At 64.2% G+C, this 18,927-nt stretch carries 15 protein-coding genes; 11 read left to right on the forward strand and 4 right to left on the reverse strand.

All coding sequences use genetic code 11. The features are described from left to right. Positions 1–64: 64 nt before the first annotated feature. The 11 genes from uvrC (at position 65) to AB0I57_RS08235 (ending at position 14,170) form a co-directional block, all read left to right on the forward strand. Complete coding sequence (gene uvrC / locus AB0I57_RS08185) at positions 65–2,209, forward strand: excinuclease ABC subunit UvrC (protein WP_358332324.1); 2,145 nt, start codon at positions 65–67, stop codon at positions 2,207–2,209. Between the two features lie 80 nt (positions 2,210–2,289). Then, positions 2,290–3,156 (forward strand): RNase adapter RapZ, encoded by an 867-nt coding sequence (rapZ, locus tag AB0I57_RS08190; protein ID WP_358332327.1) that lies wholly within the window; start codon positions 2,290–2,292, stop codon positions 3,154–3,156. Continuing rightward, complete coding sequence (gene yvcK / locus AB0I57_RS08195) at positions 3,153–4,202, forward strand: uridine diphosphate-N-acetylglucosamine-binding protein YvcK (RefSeq protein WP_358332329.1); 1,050 nt, start codon at positions 3,153–3,155, stop codon at positions 4,200–4,202. The genes rapZ and yvcK overlap by 4 nt, the downstream gene beginning before the upstream one ends. Beyond that, a complete protein-coding gene (gene whiA, locus AB0I57_RS08200; RefSeq protein ID WP_358333295.1) occupies positions 4,199–5,176 on the forward strand; it encodes a DNA-binding protein WhiA in 978 nt (325 codons plus the stop codon). The genes yvcK and whiA overlap by 4 nt, the downstream gene beginning before the upstream one ends. A 173-nt stretch (positions 5,177–5,349) precedes the next feature. After that, positions 5,350–6,369: a type I glyceraldehyde-3-phosphate dehydrogenase gene (gene gap / locus AB0I57_RS08205; RefSeq protein WP_358332332.1), complete on the forward strand. Its 1,020-nt coding sequence runs from the start codon at positions 5,350–5,352 to the stop codon at positions 6,367–6,369. A 17-nt stretch (positions 6,370–6,386) separates the two neighbouring features. After that, positions 6,387–7,610, forward strand: a complete 1,224-nt coding sequence (locus tag AB0I57_RS08210; RefSeq protein WP_358332335.1) for a phosphoglycerate kinase — start codon at positions 6,387–6,389, stop codon at positions 7,608–7,610. Between the two features lie 3 nt (positions 7,611–7,613). Continuing rightward, positions 7,614–8,429, forward strand: coding sequence for a triose-phosphate isomerase (gene tpiA / locus AB0I57_RS08215; protein ID WP_358332338.1), 816 nt, complete (start codon positions 7,614–7,616; stop codon positions 8,427–8,429). A 70-nt stretch (positions 8,430–8,499) separates the two neighbouring features. Then, a complete protein-coding gene (gene secG / locus AB0I57_RS08220; protein WP_358332341.1) occupies positions 8,500–8,733 on the forward strand; it encodes a preprotein translocase subunit SecG in 234 nt (77 codons plus the stop codon). An 87-nt stretch (positions 8,734–8,820) separates the two neighbouring features. Beyond that, a complete protein-coding gene (gene ppc / locus AB0I57_RS08225; RefSeq protein WP_358332344.1) occupies positions 8,821–11,577 on the forward strand; it encodes a phosphoenolpyruvate carboxylase in 2,757 nt (918 codons plus the stop codon). A 280-nt stretch (positions 11,578–11,857) separates the two neighbouring features. Next, the gene (locus AB0I57_RS08230; protein ID WP_358332347.1) at positions 11,858–12,952 is read left to right on the forward strand and encodes a YncE family protein; all 1,095 of its coding nucleotides are present in this window, start codon (positions 11,858–11,860) and stop codon (positions 12,950–12,952) included. Between the two features lie 231 nt (positions 12,953–13,183). After that, the gene (locus AB0I57_RS08235) at positions 13,184–14,170 is read left to right on the forward strand and encodes a YncE family protein (protein ID WP_358333298.1); all 987 of its coding nucleotides are present in this window, start codon (positions 13,184–13,186) and stop codon (positions 14,168–14,170) included. Positions 14,171–14,608: 438 nt separating this feature from the next. Here the strand turns inward: AB0I57_RS08235 and pgl are convergent, their stop codons facing one another. The 4 genes from pgl to tal are packed head-to-tail and all read right to left on the reverse strand — an operon-like array spanning position 14,609 to position 18,926. Continuing rightward, on the reverse strand, positions 14,609–15,349 hold the full coding sequence (pgl, locus tag AB0I57_RS08240) for a 6-phosphogluconolactonase (protein ID WP_358332350.1): 741 nt from the start codon (positions 15,347–15,349) through the stop codon (positions 14,609–14,611). Then, the gene (gene opcA, locus AB0I57_RS08245; RefSeq protein WP_358332353.1) at positions 15,342–16,253 is read right to left on the reverse strand and encodes a glucose-6-phosphate dehydrogenase assembly protein OpcA; all 912 of its coding nucleotides are present in this window, start codon (positions 16,251–16,253) and stop codon (positions 15,342–15,344) included. The genes pgl and opcA overlap by 8 nt, the downstream gene beginning before the upstream one ends. Then, positions 16,254–17,798 (reverse strand): glucose-6-phosphate dehydrogenase, encoded by a 1,545-nt coding sequence (gene zwf, locus AB0I57_RS08250; RefSeq protein WP_358332356.1) that lies wholly within the window; start codon positions 17,796–17,798, stop codon positions 16,254–16,256. Between the two features lie 3 nt (positions 17,799–17,801). Then, positions 17,802–18,926 (reverse strand): transaldolase, encoded by a 1,125-nt coding sequence (tal, locus tag AB0I57_RS08255; protein WP_358332359.1) that lies wholly within the window; start codon positions 18,924–18,926, stop codon positions 17,802–17,804. Between the last annotated feature and the right edge of the window lies 1 nt (position 18,927).

An 18,927-nucleotide genomic window follows, 5' to 3' on the forward strand; every position in this document is an offset into this window, starting at 1 on the left:
GTCCGGCTTTCTGGCTGCGCGTCGATGTGTCGGCTTCGTCGGTGGCGCCGACTAACGTGAAGGAGTGCCAGATCCTTCGACGTATCGCCCGGCGACCGGAACGATTCCGGTCGATCCAGGGGTCTACAAGTTCCGCGATCCACACGGCCGGGTCATCTATGTCGGGAAGGCGAAGAGTCTTCGTTCACGGCTGAGTTCCTACTTCGCCGATATTTCGACGCTGCACCCACGTACCCGGCAGATGGTGACGACCGCAGGCAGTGTCGAGTGGACCGTGGTGAACACCGAGGTCGAAGCGCTCCAGCTCGAATACAACTGGATCAAGGAATTCGATCCACGGTTCAACGTCCGATACCGTGACGACAAGACGTATCCGGTCCTCGCAGTCACTCTGAACGAGGAATACCCGAGGCTGTTCGTCTACCGCGGACCCCGGCGCAAGGGTGTGCGCTACTTCGGTCCCTACTCGCACGCATGGGCCATCCGGGAGACTCTCGATCTCCTGCTCCGGGTATTTCCGGCCCGCACCTGTTCCGCCGGGGTTTTCAAACGTCACAACCAGATCGGTCGCCCCTGCCTGCTCGGCTACATCGACAAGTGCTCAGCGCCGTGCGTCGGCAGGGTATCGGCTGTCGAACATCGTCAGATCGTGGAGGACTTCTGCGACTTCCTGGCGGGGCGCACCGACAAACTGGTCCGGGAGATCGAGTCGCAGATGGTCGCGGCGGCCGAAGAACTCGACTTCGAACGGGCCGCGCGTCTGCGTGACGACCTCGGCGCCCTCAGGCGCGCACTCGAGAAGCAGGCTGTCGTGCTCGGGGACGGAACCGACGCGGACCTCGTCGCGTTCGCGACCGATGAACTAGAGGCCGCGGTGCAGGTCTTCCACGTACGAGGCGGCCGGGTACGCGGCCAGCGTGGTTGGGTGGTCGAAAAGGCAGGCGACGTCATCGACTGGGCCGCTGTGGATTCCGATGCAGGGTCGGACCTGCCGCTGCTCGTCGAGCAGTTCCTCACCCAGTTCTACGGGGAGCAGGCCTCGCTGTCGGGTGACGCCGTCGCGGGTACCAGCGGAGTGCCCCGGGAGGTCTTGGTACCCGTGCTGCCTCCCGATGCCGAGCAGGTTCAAGCGTGGCTGAGCAGCCTGCGTGGATCGACGGTTCGGTTGCGTGTACCCCGGCGCGGCGACAAGAAGGCGCTCGCCGAAACCGTGCAGCGCAATGCGACGGAGGCCCTTGCCCAGCACAAGTTGCGCCGCGCAGGCGACTTCACCTCGCGATCCGCGGCACTGCAGGGAATTCAAGAGGCCCTCGATCTGGATTCGGCGCCACTGCGCATCGAGTGCGTCGACATCAGCCACGTGCAGGGCACCGACGTGGTGGCCTCGCTCGTCGTCTTCGAGGACGGCCTGCCGCGCAAATCCGACTATCGCCACTACGCGATCAAGGAGGCGGCGGGGGAGGGCCGTTCCGACGACGTGGCCAGCATCGCGGAGATCACTCGCCGTCGGTTCCTTCGGCACAAACGCGACGTCGGGGTACCACCGCCGGCAGAGGGCGCGGACACAGACGAGGCGGCGGGGGGTAACGGCGGCGACTCGGCGCCGGAGGCGGCGATCGACCCACAGACCGGAAGGCCCAGGCGTTTCGCATACCCGCCGAACCTGTTCGTCGTAGACGGCGGAGCCCCGCAGGTGACCGCCGCGTCGGCTGTGCTCGACGAACTGGGGATCACCGACGTCGCGGTGATCGGATTGGCGAAGCGACTGGAAGAGGTATGGGTTCCAGGGGAGGAGGATCCGGTGATCCTCCCGCGCACCAGCGAATCCTTGTACCTGTTGCAGCGGGTGCGTGACGAAGCCCACCGCTTCGCGATCACGTTCCACCGCAGCAAGCGTTCCCGGCGCATGACTGCGTCTGCACTCGACTCGGTGCGAGGTCTCGGTGACACCCGCCGCAAGGCGCTGGTGACACATTTCGGATCCGTCGCACGCCTCGAAAAGGCCAGCGTCGAGGAGATCACGGCGGTGCCGGGCATCGGTACCGCGACCGCGAAGGCGGTCCTGGCCGCTCTCGGGGCTGGGAAAGTGTCTGCGCCGGCGGCGGGAGTGGGGGATGATGAACCCGATCGGAACGAATCGGGCACAGGCGGAGAGGGCCGCGTAGATATCGAGCACGAAGGGGCAGGGCAGCGAGACAGCACGACGTAGGGGAACAGCGCTTCACAACGGACGGGTGTCGAGTGAACGAGCAGTACACGCGAAACAACAACACACACACGGTTCGGCCAATGGACTTTCTTCTCGTCACCGGACTGTCGGGAGCAGGTCTGCAGACTGCGGCCAGCGTTCTCGAGGATCTGGGGTGGTATGTCGCGGACAATCTGCCCCCGGAACTGATCTCCAGGATGGTGGATCTGAGTCTGGAATCCGAGTCCCGGCTGGAACGCCTCGCGGTTGTCATCGACGTGCGCAGCAGGTTGTTCACGGGTGACCTGGGTTCCGTCCTCGTCGAGCTCGAGAGCAAGCCGGTGCATACGAGGGTGCTCTACCTCGATGCCTCTGACGAGGTTCTGGTTCGTCGATTCGAACAGGTCCGCCGCAGCCATCCTCTGTCCGGCGGAGGGGCGGAAGGTACTCTCTCCGAAGGAATTGCCGCCGAGCGCGATCAACTCGCCAAGGTCAAGGCGGCCGCAGACCTGGTGATCGACACATCCTCTCTCGCCGTGCACCAACTGCGCCGAAAGATCGAGGATGCGTTCGGCGATGCCGGGAACAGGACGATGCAAGTTACAGTCCAGTCGTTCGGGTTCAAGTACGGTCTCCCGATGGACGCCGATCTAGTATGCGACGTTCGGTTCCTGCCCAATCCGTACTGGATACCCGAGTTGCGCCCGAGCACCGGTCAGAGTGCGGACGTGCGGGATTACGTATTGGCTCAGGACGGTGCCGAGGATTACCTCACCACCTACCACCATCTGCTGGATCTGACGATCGCTGGATATCGTCGGGAAGGGAAGCGCTATATGACCATCGCGGTGGGTTGTACCGGCGGCAAACATCGAAGTGTCGCGATGTCGGAGGCACTGGCGGCTCGGCTCGAGAAGGACCCCGGGGTCAGCGCGCGAGTGGTCCATCGCGACCTGGGGCGCGAATGACTTCAGGTGGCCTGCCGCCGGCCATCGTTGCTTTCGGCGGGGGGCACGGACTGTTCGCCACCCTCAGCGCGGCGCGCCGACTCAGTCGTGACGTGACGGCTGTGGTCACCGTCGCGGACGACGGGGGATCGTCGGGACGCCTGCGCGCCGAACTCGGTGTGATTCCGCCAGGTGATCTGCGGATGGCGCTGGCCGCACTCGCTGCGGACGACCCCGACGTCCGGGACTGGACGGAGACCATCCAACACCGCTTCGGCGGAATCGGAGCCCTGGCAGGGCATTCGGTCGGAAATCTCATCTTTGCGGGCCTCACCGAAGTTCTCGGTGATCCGGTCGCTGCGCTCGACGAACTCGGAAGGTTGTTGCGGATCAACGGGCGCGTCCTCCCGATGTCGCCGATTGCGCTGGAGATCGAAGCCGACGTTCAGGGTCTCGAGGCGGACCCGCGGGTGAGCCGGTGCATTCGGGGACAGGTCGCAGTGGCGACCACTCCGGGCAAGGTGCGTCGGGTGCGACTGCTGCCGGCGAATCCTCCGGCATGCCCGGATGCGGTTCAGGCGATCGGCGCCGCGGACATGGTCTTGCTCGGCCCCGGATCGTGGTTCTCCAGTGTCATTCCTCACGTGCTGGTGCCCGACCTCCGCGACGCCCTGATCGCCACCGCCGCACGAAAGGTGCTGGTGCTCAACCTTGCTCCAGAGCCGGGCGAGACCGCAGGATTCTCCGCCGAGCGCCATCTCCACATACTGTCCCAGCACGCTCCTGAACTGGCCGTCGATTTCGTTGTGGTTGATTCGGGATTGGTGCCGCAAGGTCGTCAACGTGAGCATCTCGCCCGCGCTGCGAGCCAACTCCGAGCCCGCGTTGTCTATGCCGACGTGTCGGAGCACGGTACCCATACACACAATGCGGGCAAGCTCGCGTCCGTTCTCGAACACCTCCCCGGTGACCCCGATCTGGGTGCAGTGAGGAGCACGCCGTCCGAGACAGCAGTGGATGCGGTGTCCGAGACACCAGAGGAAAGGAAGAGCGCTTCGTGGCAATGACAGCAGAGGTCAAAGATGAACTCAGTCGTCTCGTCGTCACTCATGTGAGTTGCCGGAAGGCCGAGGTCTCGTCGCTGCTGCGGTTCGCAGGGGGATTGCACATAGTCGGCGGCAGGGTGGTGGTCGAGGCGGAAGTGGATCTCGGTTCGACAGCGCGGAGGTTGCGCCGGGAGATCTTCGACTTGTTCACCTACAACGCCGATGTCCATGTCCTGAGCGCGGGTGGGCTGCGGAAGTCTTCGCGGTACATCGTGCGCGTCGCGAAGGAGGGGGAGGCACTCGCCCGGCAGACGGGGCTGTTGGACTCGCGCGGACGTCCGGTACGTGGACTCCCCGCGCAGGTTGTGGGGGGAAGTGTGGCCGATGCGGAGTCGGCGTGGCGCGGTGCGTTCCTGGCGCACGGCTCCCTGACCGAGCCCGGACGCTCGTCGGCTCTCGAGGTCAGCTGTCCTGGACCGGAGGCAGCGCTTGCGCTGGTCGGCGCAGCCCGCAGGCTCGGCATCTCGGCGAAGGCACGTGAGGTCCGCGGTATGGACCGGGTAGTGATCCGCGATGGAGAGGCCATCGGCGCTCTTCTGACCCGGATGGGGGCCCAGGACACTCGCTTGGTGTGGGAGGAACGCCGCATGCGCCGGGAAGTCCGGGCGACGGCCAACCGTCTCGCCAACTTCGACGACGCCAACCTGCGCCGCTCCGCCCGGGCGGCCGTGGCGGCCGCAGCCCGCGTGGAGCGCGCGCTCGAGATCCTTGGCGACGAGGTGCCGGACCATCTTGCGGCCGCGGGCCATCTGCGGGTGAAGCACCGACAGGCATCGCTGGAGGAACTGGGGCAACTGGCCGACCCACCGATGACGAAGGATGCTGTGGCAGGCCGAATTCGACGTCTACTGTCGATGGCCGATCGCAGGGCCAAGGAGGCCGGTATCCCAGACACCGAGTCGGCTGTCACCGCGGATCTTCTCGACGACGAGTAGCAACCCGCCGGGCACGGACCCTGGGCGCAGGGTGGATTACGCGCGTCCTGATCCGGCGCACTAGTGTGGTGGAGACATCCAATGATGAATCCCACACCCGACCATCGCGTGAGGGTCGGTACATAGTGCGGGACAGAGATGCACAACCAGAATCATGCGCAAAGGAGCAGATTGTGACTGTTCGTGTAGGTGTAAACGGTTTCGGTCGCATTGGACGAAACTTCTTCAGAGCGGTGGACGCGCAGAAGGCGCTCGGAACGACCGACATCGAGATTGTGGCGGTCAACGACCTCACGGATAACGCATCGCTGGCGCACCTCCTGAAGTACGACTCGATTTTGGGCCGTCTACCGCACGACGTTTCGCTCGAGGGCGAAGACACCATCGTCGTCGGCGACCAGAAGATCAAGGCTCTCGCCATCAAGGACGGCCCTGCGGCGCTTCCGTGGGGTGATCTGGGCGTCGACGTCGTCGTCGAGTCCACCGGAATTTTCACTGACGCCACCAAGGCGAAGGGCCACCTGTCCGCCGGCGCCAAGAAGGTCATCATCTCGGCCCCGGCCAAGGGCGAAGACATCACCATCGTGATGGGCGTGAACGACGACAAGTACGACGGCAGCCAGAACATCATCTCGAACGCGTCTTGCACCACCAACTGCCTCGGCCCGATCGCCAAGGTGCTCGACGACGAGTTCGGCATCGTCAAGGGACTCATGACCACGGTCCATGCGTACACCCAGGACCAGAACCTGCAGGACGGGCCGCACAGCGACCTGCGTCGCGCTCGTGCCGCCGCCCTGAATGTGGTTCCCACCGGCACCGGTGCCGCCAAGGCGATCGGCCTCGTCCTTCCGCAGTTGCTCGGCAAACTGGACGGCTATGCGCTTCGCGTGCCGATCCCGACGGGTTCGGTTACCGACCTCACGGCGAACCTGCGCAAGACGGCGTCCGTCGAGGACATCAATGCAGCGATGAAGGCCGCCGCAGAGGGGCCGCTCGCGGGCATCCTGAAGTACACCGAGGCTCCGCTCGTGTCCTCGGACATCGTCACGGATCCGCACTCCTCCATCTTCGATGCGGGCCTCACCAAGGTCATCGAGGATCAGGCCAAGATCGTGTCCTGGTACGACAACGAGTGGGGCTACTCCAACCGTCTGGCCGACCTCATCGGTCTCGTCGCCAAGTCTCTCTGAGCGAAGGTCCGGTAACTGTGCCAGTTCAGACTCTCGAGGATCTGCGCAAAATCGGGGTGGAGGGACGTGGTGTGCTTGTTCGATGCGACCTCAACGTTCCGCTCGACGGTAACGAGATCACCGATCCCGGGCGCATCATTGCATCCGTTCCGACACTGAAGGCGTTGGCTGAGGCGGGTGCCAAAGTCATCGTGACGGCCCACCTGGGTCGACCCAAGGGCGTGCCCGACCCGAAATTCTCCCTCGCTCCAGTTGCGGCGAAACTTGCCGAGATGCTCGGCCGCAACGTACAACTCGCTGGTGACGTCGTCGGGCAGGATGCCTTGGCGCGTTCGGAGGGATTGACCGACGGCGACGTACTCCTGTTGGAGAACATTCGCTTCGACCCCCGCGAGACCAGCAAGGACGAGGCTGAACGCACCAAGCTCGCTGAGGCGCTGGTCGAACTCGTCGGCGACGACGGTGCGTTCGTCTCCGACGGTTTCGGTGTCGTCCACCGCGAGCAGGCGTCCGTCTACGACGTGGCGAAGCTTCTTCCGCACTATGCGGGGACGCTGGTCGCCGCTGAGGTCGAGGTGCTCGGCAAACTGGGCGGGGCTGACGGCGCGGGGCCCGAACGGCCCTACGCCGTGGTCCTCGGCGGTTCCAAGGTGTCGGACAAGCTCGCCGTGATCGAGGCACTCGCCCCCAAGGTTGACACGCTGGTCATCGGTGGCGGCATGTTCTACACGTTCCTGGCAGCGCAGGGCCTCTCGGTGGGTGACTCGCTGTGCGAGGAGCCGATGATCGACACGTGTAAGGAATTGCTCGAGCGGTACGGCGACGTCATCCACATCCCGCAGGACGTGGTGATAGCGGATTCGTTCGCGGCCGATGCCGAGTCGAAGACCGTGTCGGTGCTCGAGATTCCGGACGGCTGGATGGGTCTGGACATCGGCCCGAAGTCGGTGAGCCGCTTCGCCGCCATCTTGGCCGGCGCCAAGACAGTGTTCTGGAATGGCCCGATGGGTGTGTTCGAGTTCGAGAAGTTCTCGGCAGGCACCAAGGGCGTCGCCGAGGCGATCATCGAAGCGACCGGCAAGGGCGCATTCAGCGTCGTCGGCGGTGGCGACTCGGCGGCGGCGGTACGACTGCTCGGTCTGCCCGAGGACGGGTTCTCACACATCTCCACCGGCGGCGGTGCATCTCTCGAATACCTCGAGGGTAAGCAACTTCCCGGCATATCGGTTCTGGAGGGCTGAATATTGACATCTCCCGCCGCTTCGGCGCATCGAAAGGCGCGAAAGCCCCTGATCGCCGGCAACTGGAAGATGAACCTGAACCATCTAGAGGCCATCGCGCTGGTTCAGAAGATTGCCTTCTCCCTCCCGGCGAAGTACTTCGATCGGGTCGACGTGACGGTCCTTCCGCCGTTCACCGATATTCGCAGCGTGCAAACCCTTGTCGAGGGAGACAAACTTCTGCTCACCTACGGTGCGCAGGATGTCTCGGCCCAGGACTCGGGTGCGTTCACCGGCGAGATCAGCGGTTCCATGCTGGCCAAGCTGGGATGCGCCTTCGTCGTCGTCGGACATTCCGAGCGTCGGACCCTTCACGGTGAGGACAACGCCACCGTGCTGGCGAAGACCAAGGCCGCGTTGAAGAACGGTTTGACCCCGATCGTGTGCATCGGCGAGGGTCTCGACATCCGCGAGGCCCGCGAGCACGTGTCCTACAACGTCGAGCAGTTGCGGGGCTCGCTCGCCGGGCTGTCAGCCGAGGAGGTCTCCAAGGTCGTCATCGCCTACGAACCGGTGTGGGCTATCGGAACCGGTCGCGTCGCCAGTGCTGCGGATGCGCAGGAAGTGTGCGCTGCGGTTCGGGCGGAGCTGGGCGAATTGGCGTCCCCGGCGGTGGCCTCCACCGTTCGCGTGCTCTACGGCGGAAGTGTCAACGCCAAGAATGTCGGCGAGATCGTCGGACAGGCTGATGTGGACGGCGCCCTGGTGGGCGGTGCATCGCTGAAGGCGGACGAGTTCGCCACGCTGTCTGCCATCGCGGCGGGCGGACCGCTGCCCTGAGGCGCTGGCTGCGCCTGTAGGGTGTACAAGGTTGAAGTTGTTTCTACTGGACGGGTGGACGTAGACAGACATGGCACTGTTCCTGGATATCCTGCTGGTGGTCACCAGCTTGCTGCTGGTCCTGCTGGTGTTGCTGCACCGCGCCAAGGGCGGCGGTCTTTCCAGCCTGTTCGGCGGCGGCGTTCAGTCGAGTCTGTCCGGTTCCACGGTGGTGGAGAAGAACCTTGACCGACTCACCGTCTTCACAGCTCTGATCTGGGTGATCGCGATCATCGGTATCGGCTTGGAGATCAAGTTCGGCTGATCGCGAACATCGGTATCGGCCCGGAACTCGAGTTCGGCTGCTCGCCCTCATCATGCGGGCAGGCCGTTTCGGGCCGATACTGGATTCATGATCGAAACCCCACGTGAGGCCACTGAACCCCTCCGCGAGGACATTCGACTACTGGGCGGCATCCTCGGCCAGATAGTGCGGGAGCAAGCCGGCGACAGGGTTTTCGACCTAGTGGAGAAGGCCAGGGTCGAATCGTTCCGGGTCCGCCGTTCCGAGATCGATCGCACTGATCTGGCGGACATGTTCACGCAGGTCTCCAGTGAGGATGCCATTCCCGTGATCAGGGCGTTCAGCCACTTCGCCCTTCTCGCGAATCTCGCCGAAGACATCCATCGCGAGCGCAGGCGCGCCATCCACATGGCGGCGGGAGAACCCGCCCCCGCCAGCACCCTGGCCGCCACCTACGCCAAGCTCGACGCAGCGCGTCTCGACAGCGCTCTGGTCGCCGACGCACTGGACGGGGCGCTCGTGTCGCCTGTCATCACAGCGCACCCCACCGAGACGCGTCGCCGGACCGTGTTCGAGACGCAGACTCGGATTACCGAACTGATGCGATTCCGGGAGCGCACTTCGCTGACCGAGTCCGAGATCGAGGCCGTCGACATCGGGTTGCGCCGCCAGATCCTCACGTTGTGGCAGACCGCCCTGATCCGGTTGGCCCGGTTGCGGATCCAGGATGAGATTGCGGTCGGGCTGCGATACTACGACGCGGCACTGTTCGAGGTAGTCCCCAAGATCAACGCAGAACTCCGCAGTGCCCTGCGTGCCCGTTGGCCGGACGCGAACCTGTATCGCGAACCGATACTGCGCCCGGGGTCATGGATCGGCGGTGACCGGGACGGCAATCCGTACGTCACCGACGAGGTCGTCCGCCAGGCCACTACCCGCGCGGCTGCCACGGCCATCGAACATCATCTCGCCGAAGTCGAGGTTCTCGAAAGCGAACTGTCGATGTCGGCCAGGCTCGTCACGGTCACCCCAGGGCTGGACCTGCTTGCCGCAGCCTCCCACGACGATTCACCGTCTCGAATCGACGAGCCGTACCGCCGAGCGCTGCGGGGAATCAGAGGACGCCTCACAGCGACCGCACAGCAGGTCCTGGGAAGCACACCTGAACACGGGCTCGACATCGGTCTCGACCCCTATCACACCCCACAGGAGATGCTCGACGAACTCGACATCGTCGACGACTCACTGCGAGCCGTCGGTGACGCCACGATCGCCGACGACCGCCTCGCAACCCTGCGGGACTCGGTCGAGGTGTTCGGATTCCATCTCTGCGGACTCGATATGCGGCAGAACTCGGAAGTACACGAGACGGTGGTCGCGGAGTTGCTGGCATGGGCAGGGGTGCACGCCGACTATCGGTCGCTGTCCGAAGATGAACGAGTCGAACTGCTGTCGACAGAGTTGTCCACGCGCCGTCCGTTGACCAGCGCGAAAGCTCGATTCAGCGAACTGACGACGAAGGAGCTGGCCATACTCGCTGCCGGCGCGAGTGCAGTTCGTACGCTGGGCGACGGGGCGGTGCCGAACTACATCATCAGCATGTGCACGTCAGTAAGCGACATGCTCGAAGCAGCTGTCCTGTTGAAGGAAGTGGGCCTACTCGATATCGGATCAGATGTCGGGCCGATCTGTCCGGTCGGGATCGTGCCGCTGTTCGAGACGATCGAGGACCTGCAGCAGGGAGCATCAACGCTCGAGGCGACCCTCGAGGTTCCGGTGTATCGGGCTCTGGTGGCTTCGCGAGGTGACTCGCAGGAAGTGATGCTCGGGTACTCCGATTCGAACAAGGATGGTGGCTACCTCGCTGCCAACTGGGCGTTGTACCGAGCGGAGCTGGACCTGGTAGACATCGCCCGTAAGACGGGAATCCGGCTGCGGCTGTTCCACGGTCGCGGCGGAACCGTTGGCAGGGGCGGTGGTCCAAGTTACGAGGCGATTCTGGCGCAACCTCCGGGGGCGGTGGCAGGGTCTCTGAGAATCACCGAACAGGGCGAGGTCATCGCCGCCAAGTATGCGGAACCGCGTCTTGCGCAACGCAATCTGGAGACACTGCTCGCGGCGACGCTCGAAGCTACCCTGCTCGACGTCGAGGGGCTCGGCGACGAGGCCGAACCTGCATACCGGGTCCTCGACGAGCTCGCGGTGCTTGCACGGCAGGCGTACAGCGAATTGGTGCACGACACACCGGGATTCGTGCAGTACTTCGAGATGTCGACCCCCGTCGCCGAGATCGGATCGCTGAACATCGGCAGTAGGCCCGCGTCCCGCAAACAGACGAAGGCGATCTCGGATCTGCGGGCGATTCCCTGGGTACTGTCCTGGAGCCAGTCCCGAGTGATGCTTCCCGGCTGGTACGGCACCGGCACGGCACTGGAGCAGTGGACGGCTGACGACCCCGGCAATGTGGCTACGTTGTCGCGGCTGTATCAGACGTGGCCATTCTTCAGGACCGTGATGTCGAATATGGCGATGGTGATGGCCAAGTCCGACATGGGGCTGGCAGCCAGATATTCGGAACTTGTGCCGGACGAGGAGCTGCGGCAGAGAGTGTTCGGCAAGATTGCCGACGAACACGCGCGCACCATCCGGATGTACAAGGCGATCACCGGAAATGACACACTGTTCGCCGACAACCCGGGCCTCGAACGGTCACTGCACAATCGGTTCCCGTACCTCGAGCCGCTCAATCACCTTCAGGTGGAACTATTGCGGCGATACCGCAGCGGGGACGACAGCGATCAGACCCGGAGCGGCATCCAGCTGACGATGAACGGACTCGCCACGGCGCTGCGAAATAGCGGGTAACAGCCTGACGGAATTCCCGACCACAATCGTGTCGCGAACTCACTTCGCTACCTCGGGTGTGTGGGCTGGTATCGCCCGTGCAGTAGTCGCGGGGCGCCCCTTCACGCTCCCCTTCAGGTGTGGGACAGTTGTGACTCATGGTTCAAATGTGACAATTTAGTAGTTCTGGGGTCGAGACCTCGATTGGGTTGTTAACCTCTCCTGGGCTGCTGTGCTATCCGGCAGTAGGTGGCCCACTGCCAGGTTGATCCGCTTTGTTCTTCTGAGTCAGGAGAGAAATGTGAATCACCACAGGAGTTTCCGCGGTTGCCTCACTGTTCGGGCGCGCGCCCGGCGTCTGATGCTCGGGTTGGTGGCCGTTTCGACGATGGTGCTGGGTATGGCCGGTATGGGGGCGGGGCCCGCGGCCGCGGACACCGTCATCGCCACCATCGATGTCGGAGACTTCCCACAAGGGGTGGCTATCACCCCGGACGGGTCGCGCGCCTACGTCGCCAACTTCTCGGACAACTCGGTTTCGGTGATCGATACCTCCACGAACACGGAGCTGAGCACCGTTCCGCTCGGGGGCGGGGCACTTCCGGTCGGGGTGGCGGTGCTCCCGGGCGGGTCCGACGTGTACGTCGCGAACGCTGGTGCCGGCACGGTGTCGGTGATTGACACCGGTACGAACATGGTGGACGCCACCGTCACGGTAGAGAGCGGTCCATCCGGGGTGACGGCGAGCCCGGTCGGGCCCCGCGCCTACGTCGCGAACAGCAACAGCGATTCGGTGACGGCTATTGATACCGACACGAACACGGAGATCACCAGCGTCACGGTCGGGGATGCCCCGAACGGCCTGGCTGTGACCCCCGACGGATCCCGCGTCTACGTCGCAAACAATACCGATGGCGATGTAGACGTGATCGAGACAGCTGGCAATAGCGTCGTCGACACCGTCACGGTCGGGAATCTCCCCCTGGGTGTAGTGGTCACGCCGGACGGGTCCCGCGTGTACGTCGCGAACGCCAGCGACGGCACGGTGTCGGTGATCGCCACCGCCGGTAACAACGTCATCGACACCATCGGCGTCGGGAACTCCCCGTCGGGTGTGGCGGTCACGCCGGACGGAACCCGCGTCTACGTCGCCAACGGTGTTGACGGCACGGTTTCGGTGATTGAGACCGCTGGAAACACCGTCGTCGATACCGTCACGGTGGGTGGTGGGCCCTCTGGTGTGGCGGTGACACCGGACGGGACCCGCGTCTACGTCACCAACCGTTTGGACGACACGGTGTCGGTGATCGCCGTCGAGCAGTGCCTCGGATCGTTGTGCATCGACTTCGGTTCGTTGACGGGCAGCGGTTCCGGCGCGGGTGGCGTTTTCAGCTGACCTCCGTATTGCGGAGTCGAGTGACGCCGCGGCCCCGACCGTGAGGGTGGCAGTGTCATCTCGGCTTGCATCCAGGTCCAGGCACCGGTTGCCTCACCGGATGGGCTGTCGTTTTGTTCTCTACCGTGGGAGAGAAATGTGAATTGGCTCAGTGGTTTACGAGATTCTCACAAGTGTGGGAGCCGTACGGCGCGTCTGGTGTTGGCCGCGGCAACAGTTTCGGCGACAGTGATGGTTGGGGTTGGGGCCTCGACTGCGGCAGCAGATACAGTCATCGACTCAATTCCGGTCGGCGAACTCCCGACGGGGGTGGCGATTACTCCGGACGGGTCCCGTGTCTACGTCACCAACGGTGGTAACAGCAGGGTGTCGGTGATCGAGACCGCCACCAACACGATGGTCGACACCATCGCGGTTTGGGACTCCCCGCAAGGGGTGGCGGTGACGCCCGACGGGTCTCGCGTCTACGTCGCGCACCCTTTCAGGGAGGTCGTGGCAGTAATCGAAACCGCCACCAACACGATGGTCGACGTCGTCTCGGTCGGGACTCTTCCGACCGGGGTGGCGGTGAACCCGTCGGGATCTCACGTCTACGTCACCAACCAGCTCGATGATTCGGTGTCGGTGATCGAGACCGCCGGCAACAACCTGGTCGATACCGTCACGGTGGGAGACCTCCCGCTCGGGGTAGCCGTATCGCCGGAGGGATCCCGAGCGTACGTCACCAATGTCAGCGACAAGACGGTGTCGGTGATCGACACAGCTACGAACACGGAGGTCGACACGATCGGGGTCGGTGACCAACCGATGGCGGTGGCGGTGAACCCGTCTGGCTCTCACATCTACGTCACCAACCAGGTCGACAATTCGGTGTCGGTGATCGAGACCGCCGACAACAACCTGGTCGATACCGTCACGGTTGGGGCCCTCCCGAGCGGGGTGGCGGCGAGTCCGGACGGGTCTCGCGTCTACGTCACCAACGCTGGTGAGAACACTGTGTCGGTTATCGACACCGCCACCAACACTGAGGTCGACACCATCCGGGTCGGGGGTCGCCCGGTCGGGGTGGCGGCGACACCCGAGGGGTCTCGCGTCTACGTCGCCAATGTCGATGGCAACACAGTGTCGGTGATTGCCGTCGAGAGGTGCCTCGGATCGCTGTGCATTGACACAGGGGCACTGGTCGGACGTGGCTCGATGGGCAGCTCTGGGAGCTGATACTGGTAGCTCGGCGACGCGTGGCGTCGCCGACTCGCCCATGAGGGTCGCGGCGTCAACAGGGTCCATACGGCGCCGCGGACAAATGTTCAAAGTGCTTTGCACAATCGCGCTGATCTCATCGCCAGATGAACCATCTTGCGGGCGATGGGAACCGAATTCTTGCCCCCTGCGTCAAAACGAGTACTGGGTCACACCGATAGAGAGTCATAGCGTGTCCGGCGAACTTTGAACGAGGGGCGAAATGAGTCATTGCGCAAGCAATCCGGGATATTGGCGCAGGGGAATCGGGGCAATGGGGAGAGCCGGCGCCGGCCCGCGATGGGCAGGTCGAATAGTCACCGACTGTCAGGTGCCCCGAGTGCCAGCAGATCAGGACTCGCAATCCTCCGCCGTGCTACCGGCCGAGGACGAGGATGGATCTGGTCGATGACGGCGTCAGTCCGGAAGCTGTGACGCGGCGGCCGAGTCGAGTAGCCAGCGTGTGGCCGTGCGACCTCGTGCGCCTGACGCTGGGAATTCGACCGGGGGAGCGCCGGCGATCGCCGCTGCCACGGCTTCGGCCTTCGCATCCCCGGATACCACGAGCCACACCTCGTTCGCATGTTGAACGGCAGGCAAGGTCAAGGTGATTCGCACCGGCGGTGGTTTGGGTGAATCGGTGACCGCGACGACATTCCGGTGCCGCTCCCTAACCGCATCGGTATCAGGAAACAGTGAGTTGACGTGTCCTTCCCCACCCATGCCGAGCAGGTGCACGTCGAAGACCGGCAGCTCCTCGGCGCCGGAGTTCGCTGCCAGTTCGCGAGCGTAAGCGTCCGCCGCGGCCTTTGCGTCGGCAAACTCGCCGTCAGAAGCGGCCATGGGATGCACCCGTGCCGGGTCGATGTCGACGTGATCGAGTAGGGCTGCGCGAGCCTGCACCTCGTTGCGTTCCGGATCGCCGGCGGGCAGGTATCGTTCGTCGCCCCACCAGATGTCGAGTGCACGCCAGTCGATGGCCCCAGGACTTTCGCGGACCTTCTCGAGAAGACCGATGCCGGTTCCACCGCCGGTGAGGACGACGGACGCCGAGCCACGTTCCTCCTGCGCCCTTACGACAGTTTCGACGAAGCGCTTCGCGGCCGCGTCGACCAGGGCGTCGATGTCGGCGTGTACTTCCACGTTGATGTCACTCATAGGTCACCTTCGTCAGTCCGGCGAGCGCCGCCTCGTAGACTTCGTCCGGATCCAGTCGTCGGAGCTCCTCGGCCAGGCAATCACGTGTCTCTCGGCGACCGAGCGCGATGAGTGCGTCCACGTGCCCTGTGCGACGCAAAGTGGCGGTGGTCTCGGTCTGGGGTCGACTTATGTTCAATGTCTCCCCTCCGGCGAAGTTCAACTGCACATGGAGCAGCCCGGTATGGCGGACGACCGGGACATCGAGACGGCTCGCCAACCAGCCTGCGAGCATGTCGACTGCAGGCTCCTCGGCGAGACCGGACACGACCGCCGACTCGATCGGCAGGTACGGAGGCTGATCGAGAGCCGACGTGAGAAGCGCTCGCCAGTAGGTGACACGGCTCCATGCCAAATCGGTGTCCCCAGCGGTGTAGGACGCCAGACGCCCTTTGATCTCGGCTGCGGGATTCTCGCCGGCGGTGGCGTCGGTGATACGTCGGATTGCCAATTTGCCGACCGGGTGCTGCGCGGGGATCGGGGGTGATTCCTCGGGCCACCACGCGACGACCGGCGTATCCGGAAGCAGGAAGGGTATGACCACACTGCTCTCGTGCTCGGCGAGTTCCCCGTAGAGGCGCAGGACGACGACTTCGGAGGCCCCCGCGTCGCCTCCCACGCGTATCTGTGCATCCAGGCGTGACGCGGCCTCCCGTGGACCCCGCGCGATCACTATTACGCGACACGGGTGCTCACGGCTCGCCTCGTTGGCGGCATCGATGACGTGTTCTGTGTTCTCACCGTCATGGGTGCACACGACGAGGGTGAGCACCCGCCCCAGCGTGATCACACCTCCGGTCTTGCGGACTTCGATCAACTTCTTGTTGACCGCTTCGGTGGTGGTCGAAGGAATGTCGATGATCATCTACGGCCTTCTCCATTCGCGACCGGTGCGACGCATCATTTCGTCTGCCGACTGCGGACCCCAGGTTCCCGACTCGTATGGCTCGGGTGCGCCGGCTGAGGCCCAGTAGTCGAGCACGGGGTCCAGAATCTCCCATGACAACTCCACCTCGGCGTTGACGGGGAACAACGAGGGCTCCCCCAGGAGCATGTCGAGGATCAGTCGTTCGTACGCCTCCGGGGAGGACTCGGTAAACGCCTGCCCGTAGCTGAAGTCCATGTTGACGTCGCGCACTTCCATGCTCGAACCCGGAACCTTGGAGCCGAACCGCATGGTGACGCCCTCGTCCGGTTGCACTCGAATCACGAGGGCGTTCTGCCCCAGCTCATCGGTCATCGTCTGGTCGAACGGAAGGTGCGGTGCGCGCTTGAAGACGACCGCGATCTCGGTGACCCGACGTCCAAGGCGTTTCCCAGTCCGCAGATAGAACGGCACGCCTGCCCAACGACGCGTGTTCACCTCCAGCGTGATCGCGGCGAACGTCTCGGTGGTCGAGTCGGATGCGAATCCCTCTTCCTCCAACAGGCCCACGACCGACTGTGCACCCTGCCAACCGCCGCTGTACTGGCCGCGGGCGGTGGTTTCGTCGAGTGGCTGCGCCAGCCGGGTAGCCGAAAGGACCTTTATCTTCTCCGCTTGCAACTCGCAAGGTTCGAACGAGATCGGCTCCTCCATAGCGGTGAAGGCAAGTAGTTGAAGAAGGTGGTTCTGAATGACGTCACGGGCGGCGCCGATGCCGTCGTAGTATCCGGCTCGACCGCCGAGCCCGATGTCTTCCGCCATCGTGATCTGAACATGGTCGACGTAGTGAGAGTTCCAAATTGGGTCGAACAGCTGGTTCGCAAACCGCAGCGCCAGGATGTTCTGAACCGTCTCCTTCCCGAGATAGTGGTCGATCCGGAACACCGTGTCCTCGGGAAACACCTCGTTCACGACCGCGTTGAGTTGCCGAGCGCTGTCGAGATCGTGCCCGAACGGCTTTTCGATGACCACGCGCCGCCATCGACCCTCCGACGCCTGCGCAAGGCCTGCCTCGGACAGCTGTTTGAGGACCACCGGGAAGGCAGCGGGCGGAATCGCCAGATAGAAGCCGTGATTTCCGCCGGTGCCACGCTCCCGGTCGAGCTCCGCGAGTGTCGACGCAAGCCGGTCGAAGGCGTCGGGGTCGTCGAACGTGCCCTGGACGAACCGCAGGCCCTCCGAGAGGTGTGCCCACACCTCCTCCCGGAACGGCGTCCGGGAATGCTCGCGTACGGCGTCGTGGACCACCTTGCCGAAGTCCTCGGCTGCCCAATCCCTTCGGGCGAATCCGACAAGAGCGAACCCCGGCGGCAGTAGTCCACGATTGGCCAGGTCGTAGATCGCGGGCATCAACTTCTTCCGTGCCAGGTCCCCGGTGACCCCGAAGATCACCAGGGCGCAAGGCCCGGCGATGCGCGGCAGCCGCTTGTCCTTGCCGTCACGGAGCGGGTTGACCCATTCTTCCGACGCCATCGGTTCCTTCACGCGTCAGCTCTTCTGCGTTGCCACTCGCAGCTGTTCCGCGGTGGCATCCAAGAGCTCGTTCCACGACTTCTCGAACTTTTCGACGCCCTCGTCTTCCAGGACTCGGAACACGTCGGTCAGGTCGATGCCTGCGGCGGTGAGATCGTCGAAGACCTTCTGAGAGGCGGCAGCGGTTCCCGAGACGGTGTCGCCGTGGATCGCGCCATGGTCGGCGACGGCGTTCATCGTCTTCTCCGGCATCGTGTTGACTGTGTTCGGCGCAACCAGCTCGGTGACGTACATCGTGTCGGGGTAGTCGGGGTTCTTGACGCCGGTCGAGGCCCACAGTGGTCGCTGCGGGCGAGCGCCGTTGTCGCGTAGCCCCTGGAACTGTGGCTGCCCTTCGAAGACACGCTGGTACGCGGCGTAAGCCAACCGCGCGTTCGCCAATCCGGCCTTGCCGCGCAGAGCGAGGGCCTCGGGTGTGCCGATCGCGGCGAGCCGGTTGTCGATCTCGGTGTCCACACGGGAGACGAAGAACGAGGCCACCGAATGGATACGGGAGAGATCGTGGCCCGCTGACCGCGCGGTCTCGAGACCGTCGAGGTAGGCGCCCATGACCTTCTCGTAGCGTTCGACGGAGAAGATCAGGGTCACGTTGACGCTGACGCCCTCACCGAGAACCTTGGCGATCGCGGGGATACCGGCCTCGGTGGCCGGGATCTTGATGAACAGGTTCGGACGGTCGACGATCTTCCACAACTCGATGGCCTGCGCCACCGTCTTGTCGGTGTCGTGGGCCAGGCGCGGGTCGACCTCGATCGACACCCGCCCATCGACGCCGTGGCTGGCCTCATGCTGCGGTGCCAGGACATCGCAGGCAGCACGTACGTCGTCGGTGGTCACCGTGCGGACGGTGGCCGAGGCGTCCGCGCCGCGTTCGGCGAGTTCGTTGACCTGAGCGTCGTAAACGTGGCCCTTGCTCAGCGCGGCCTGAAAGATCGACGGGTTGGTGGTGACACCGACGACGCTCTTGGTGGAGACGAGTTCGGCCAGGTTGCCCGAGTCGATACGGTCACGGGAGAGGTCGTCCAGCCACACGGAGACGCCGGCGTCCGACAGCTGCTGGAGATTGATGTTCTGCGTCATG

Source organism: Rhodococcus sp. NPDC049939 (genome assembly GCF_040656415.1).
Lineage (GTDB): Bacteria > Actinomycetota > Actinomycetes > Mycobacteriales > Mycobacteriaceae > Rhodococcus_F.

Excerpts from the sequence above, each read along its gene's own strand:
- yvcK (WP_358332329.1), top strand. The coding sequence starts at position 3,153 with ATGACTTCAGGTGGCCTGCCGCCGGCCATCGTTGCTTTCGGCGGGGGG.
- pgl (WP_358332350.1), bottom strand. The coding sequence starts at position 15,349 with ATGAGTGACATCAACGTGGAAGTACACGCCGACATCGACGCCCTGGTC.
- tal (WP_358332359.1), bottom strand. The coding sequence starts at position 18,926 with ATGACGCAGAACATCAATCTCCAGCAGCTGTCGGACGCCGGCGTCTCC.
- AB0I57_RS08235 (WP_358333298.1), top strand. The coding sequence starts at position 13,184 with ATGGTTGGGGTTGGGGCCTCGACTGCGGCAGCAGATACAGTCATCGAC.
- whiA (WP_358333295.1), top strand. The coding sequence starts at position 4,199 with ATGACAGCAGAGGTCAAAGATGAACTCAGTCGTCTCGTCGTCACTCAT.
- secG (WP_358332341.1), top strand. The coding sequence starts at position 8,500 with ATGGCACTGTTCCTGGATATCCTGCTGGTGGTCACCAGCTTGCTGCTG.
- rapZ (WP_358332327.1), top strand. The coding sequence starts at position 2,290 with ATGGACTTTCTTCTCGTCACCGGACTGTCGGGAGCAGGTCTGCAGACT.
- ppc (WP_358332344.1), top strand. The coding sequence starts at position 8,821 with ATGATCGAAACCCCACGTGAGGCCACTGAACCCCTCCGCGAGGACATT.
- opcA (WP_358332353.1), bottom strand. The coding sequence starts at position 16,253 with ATGATCATCGACATTCCTTCGACCACCACCGAAGCGGTCAACAAGAAG.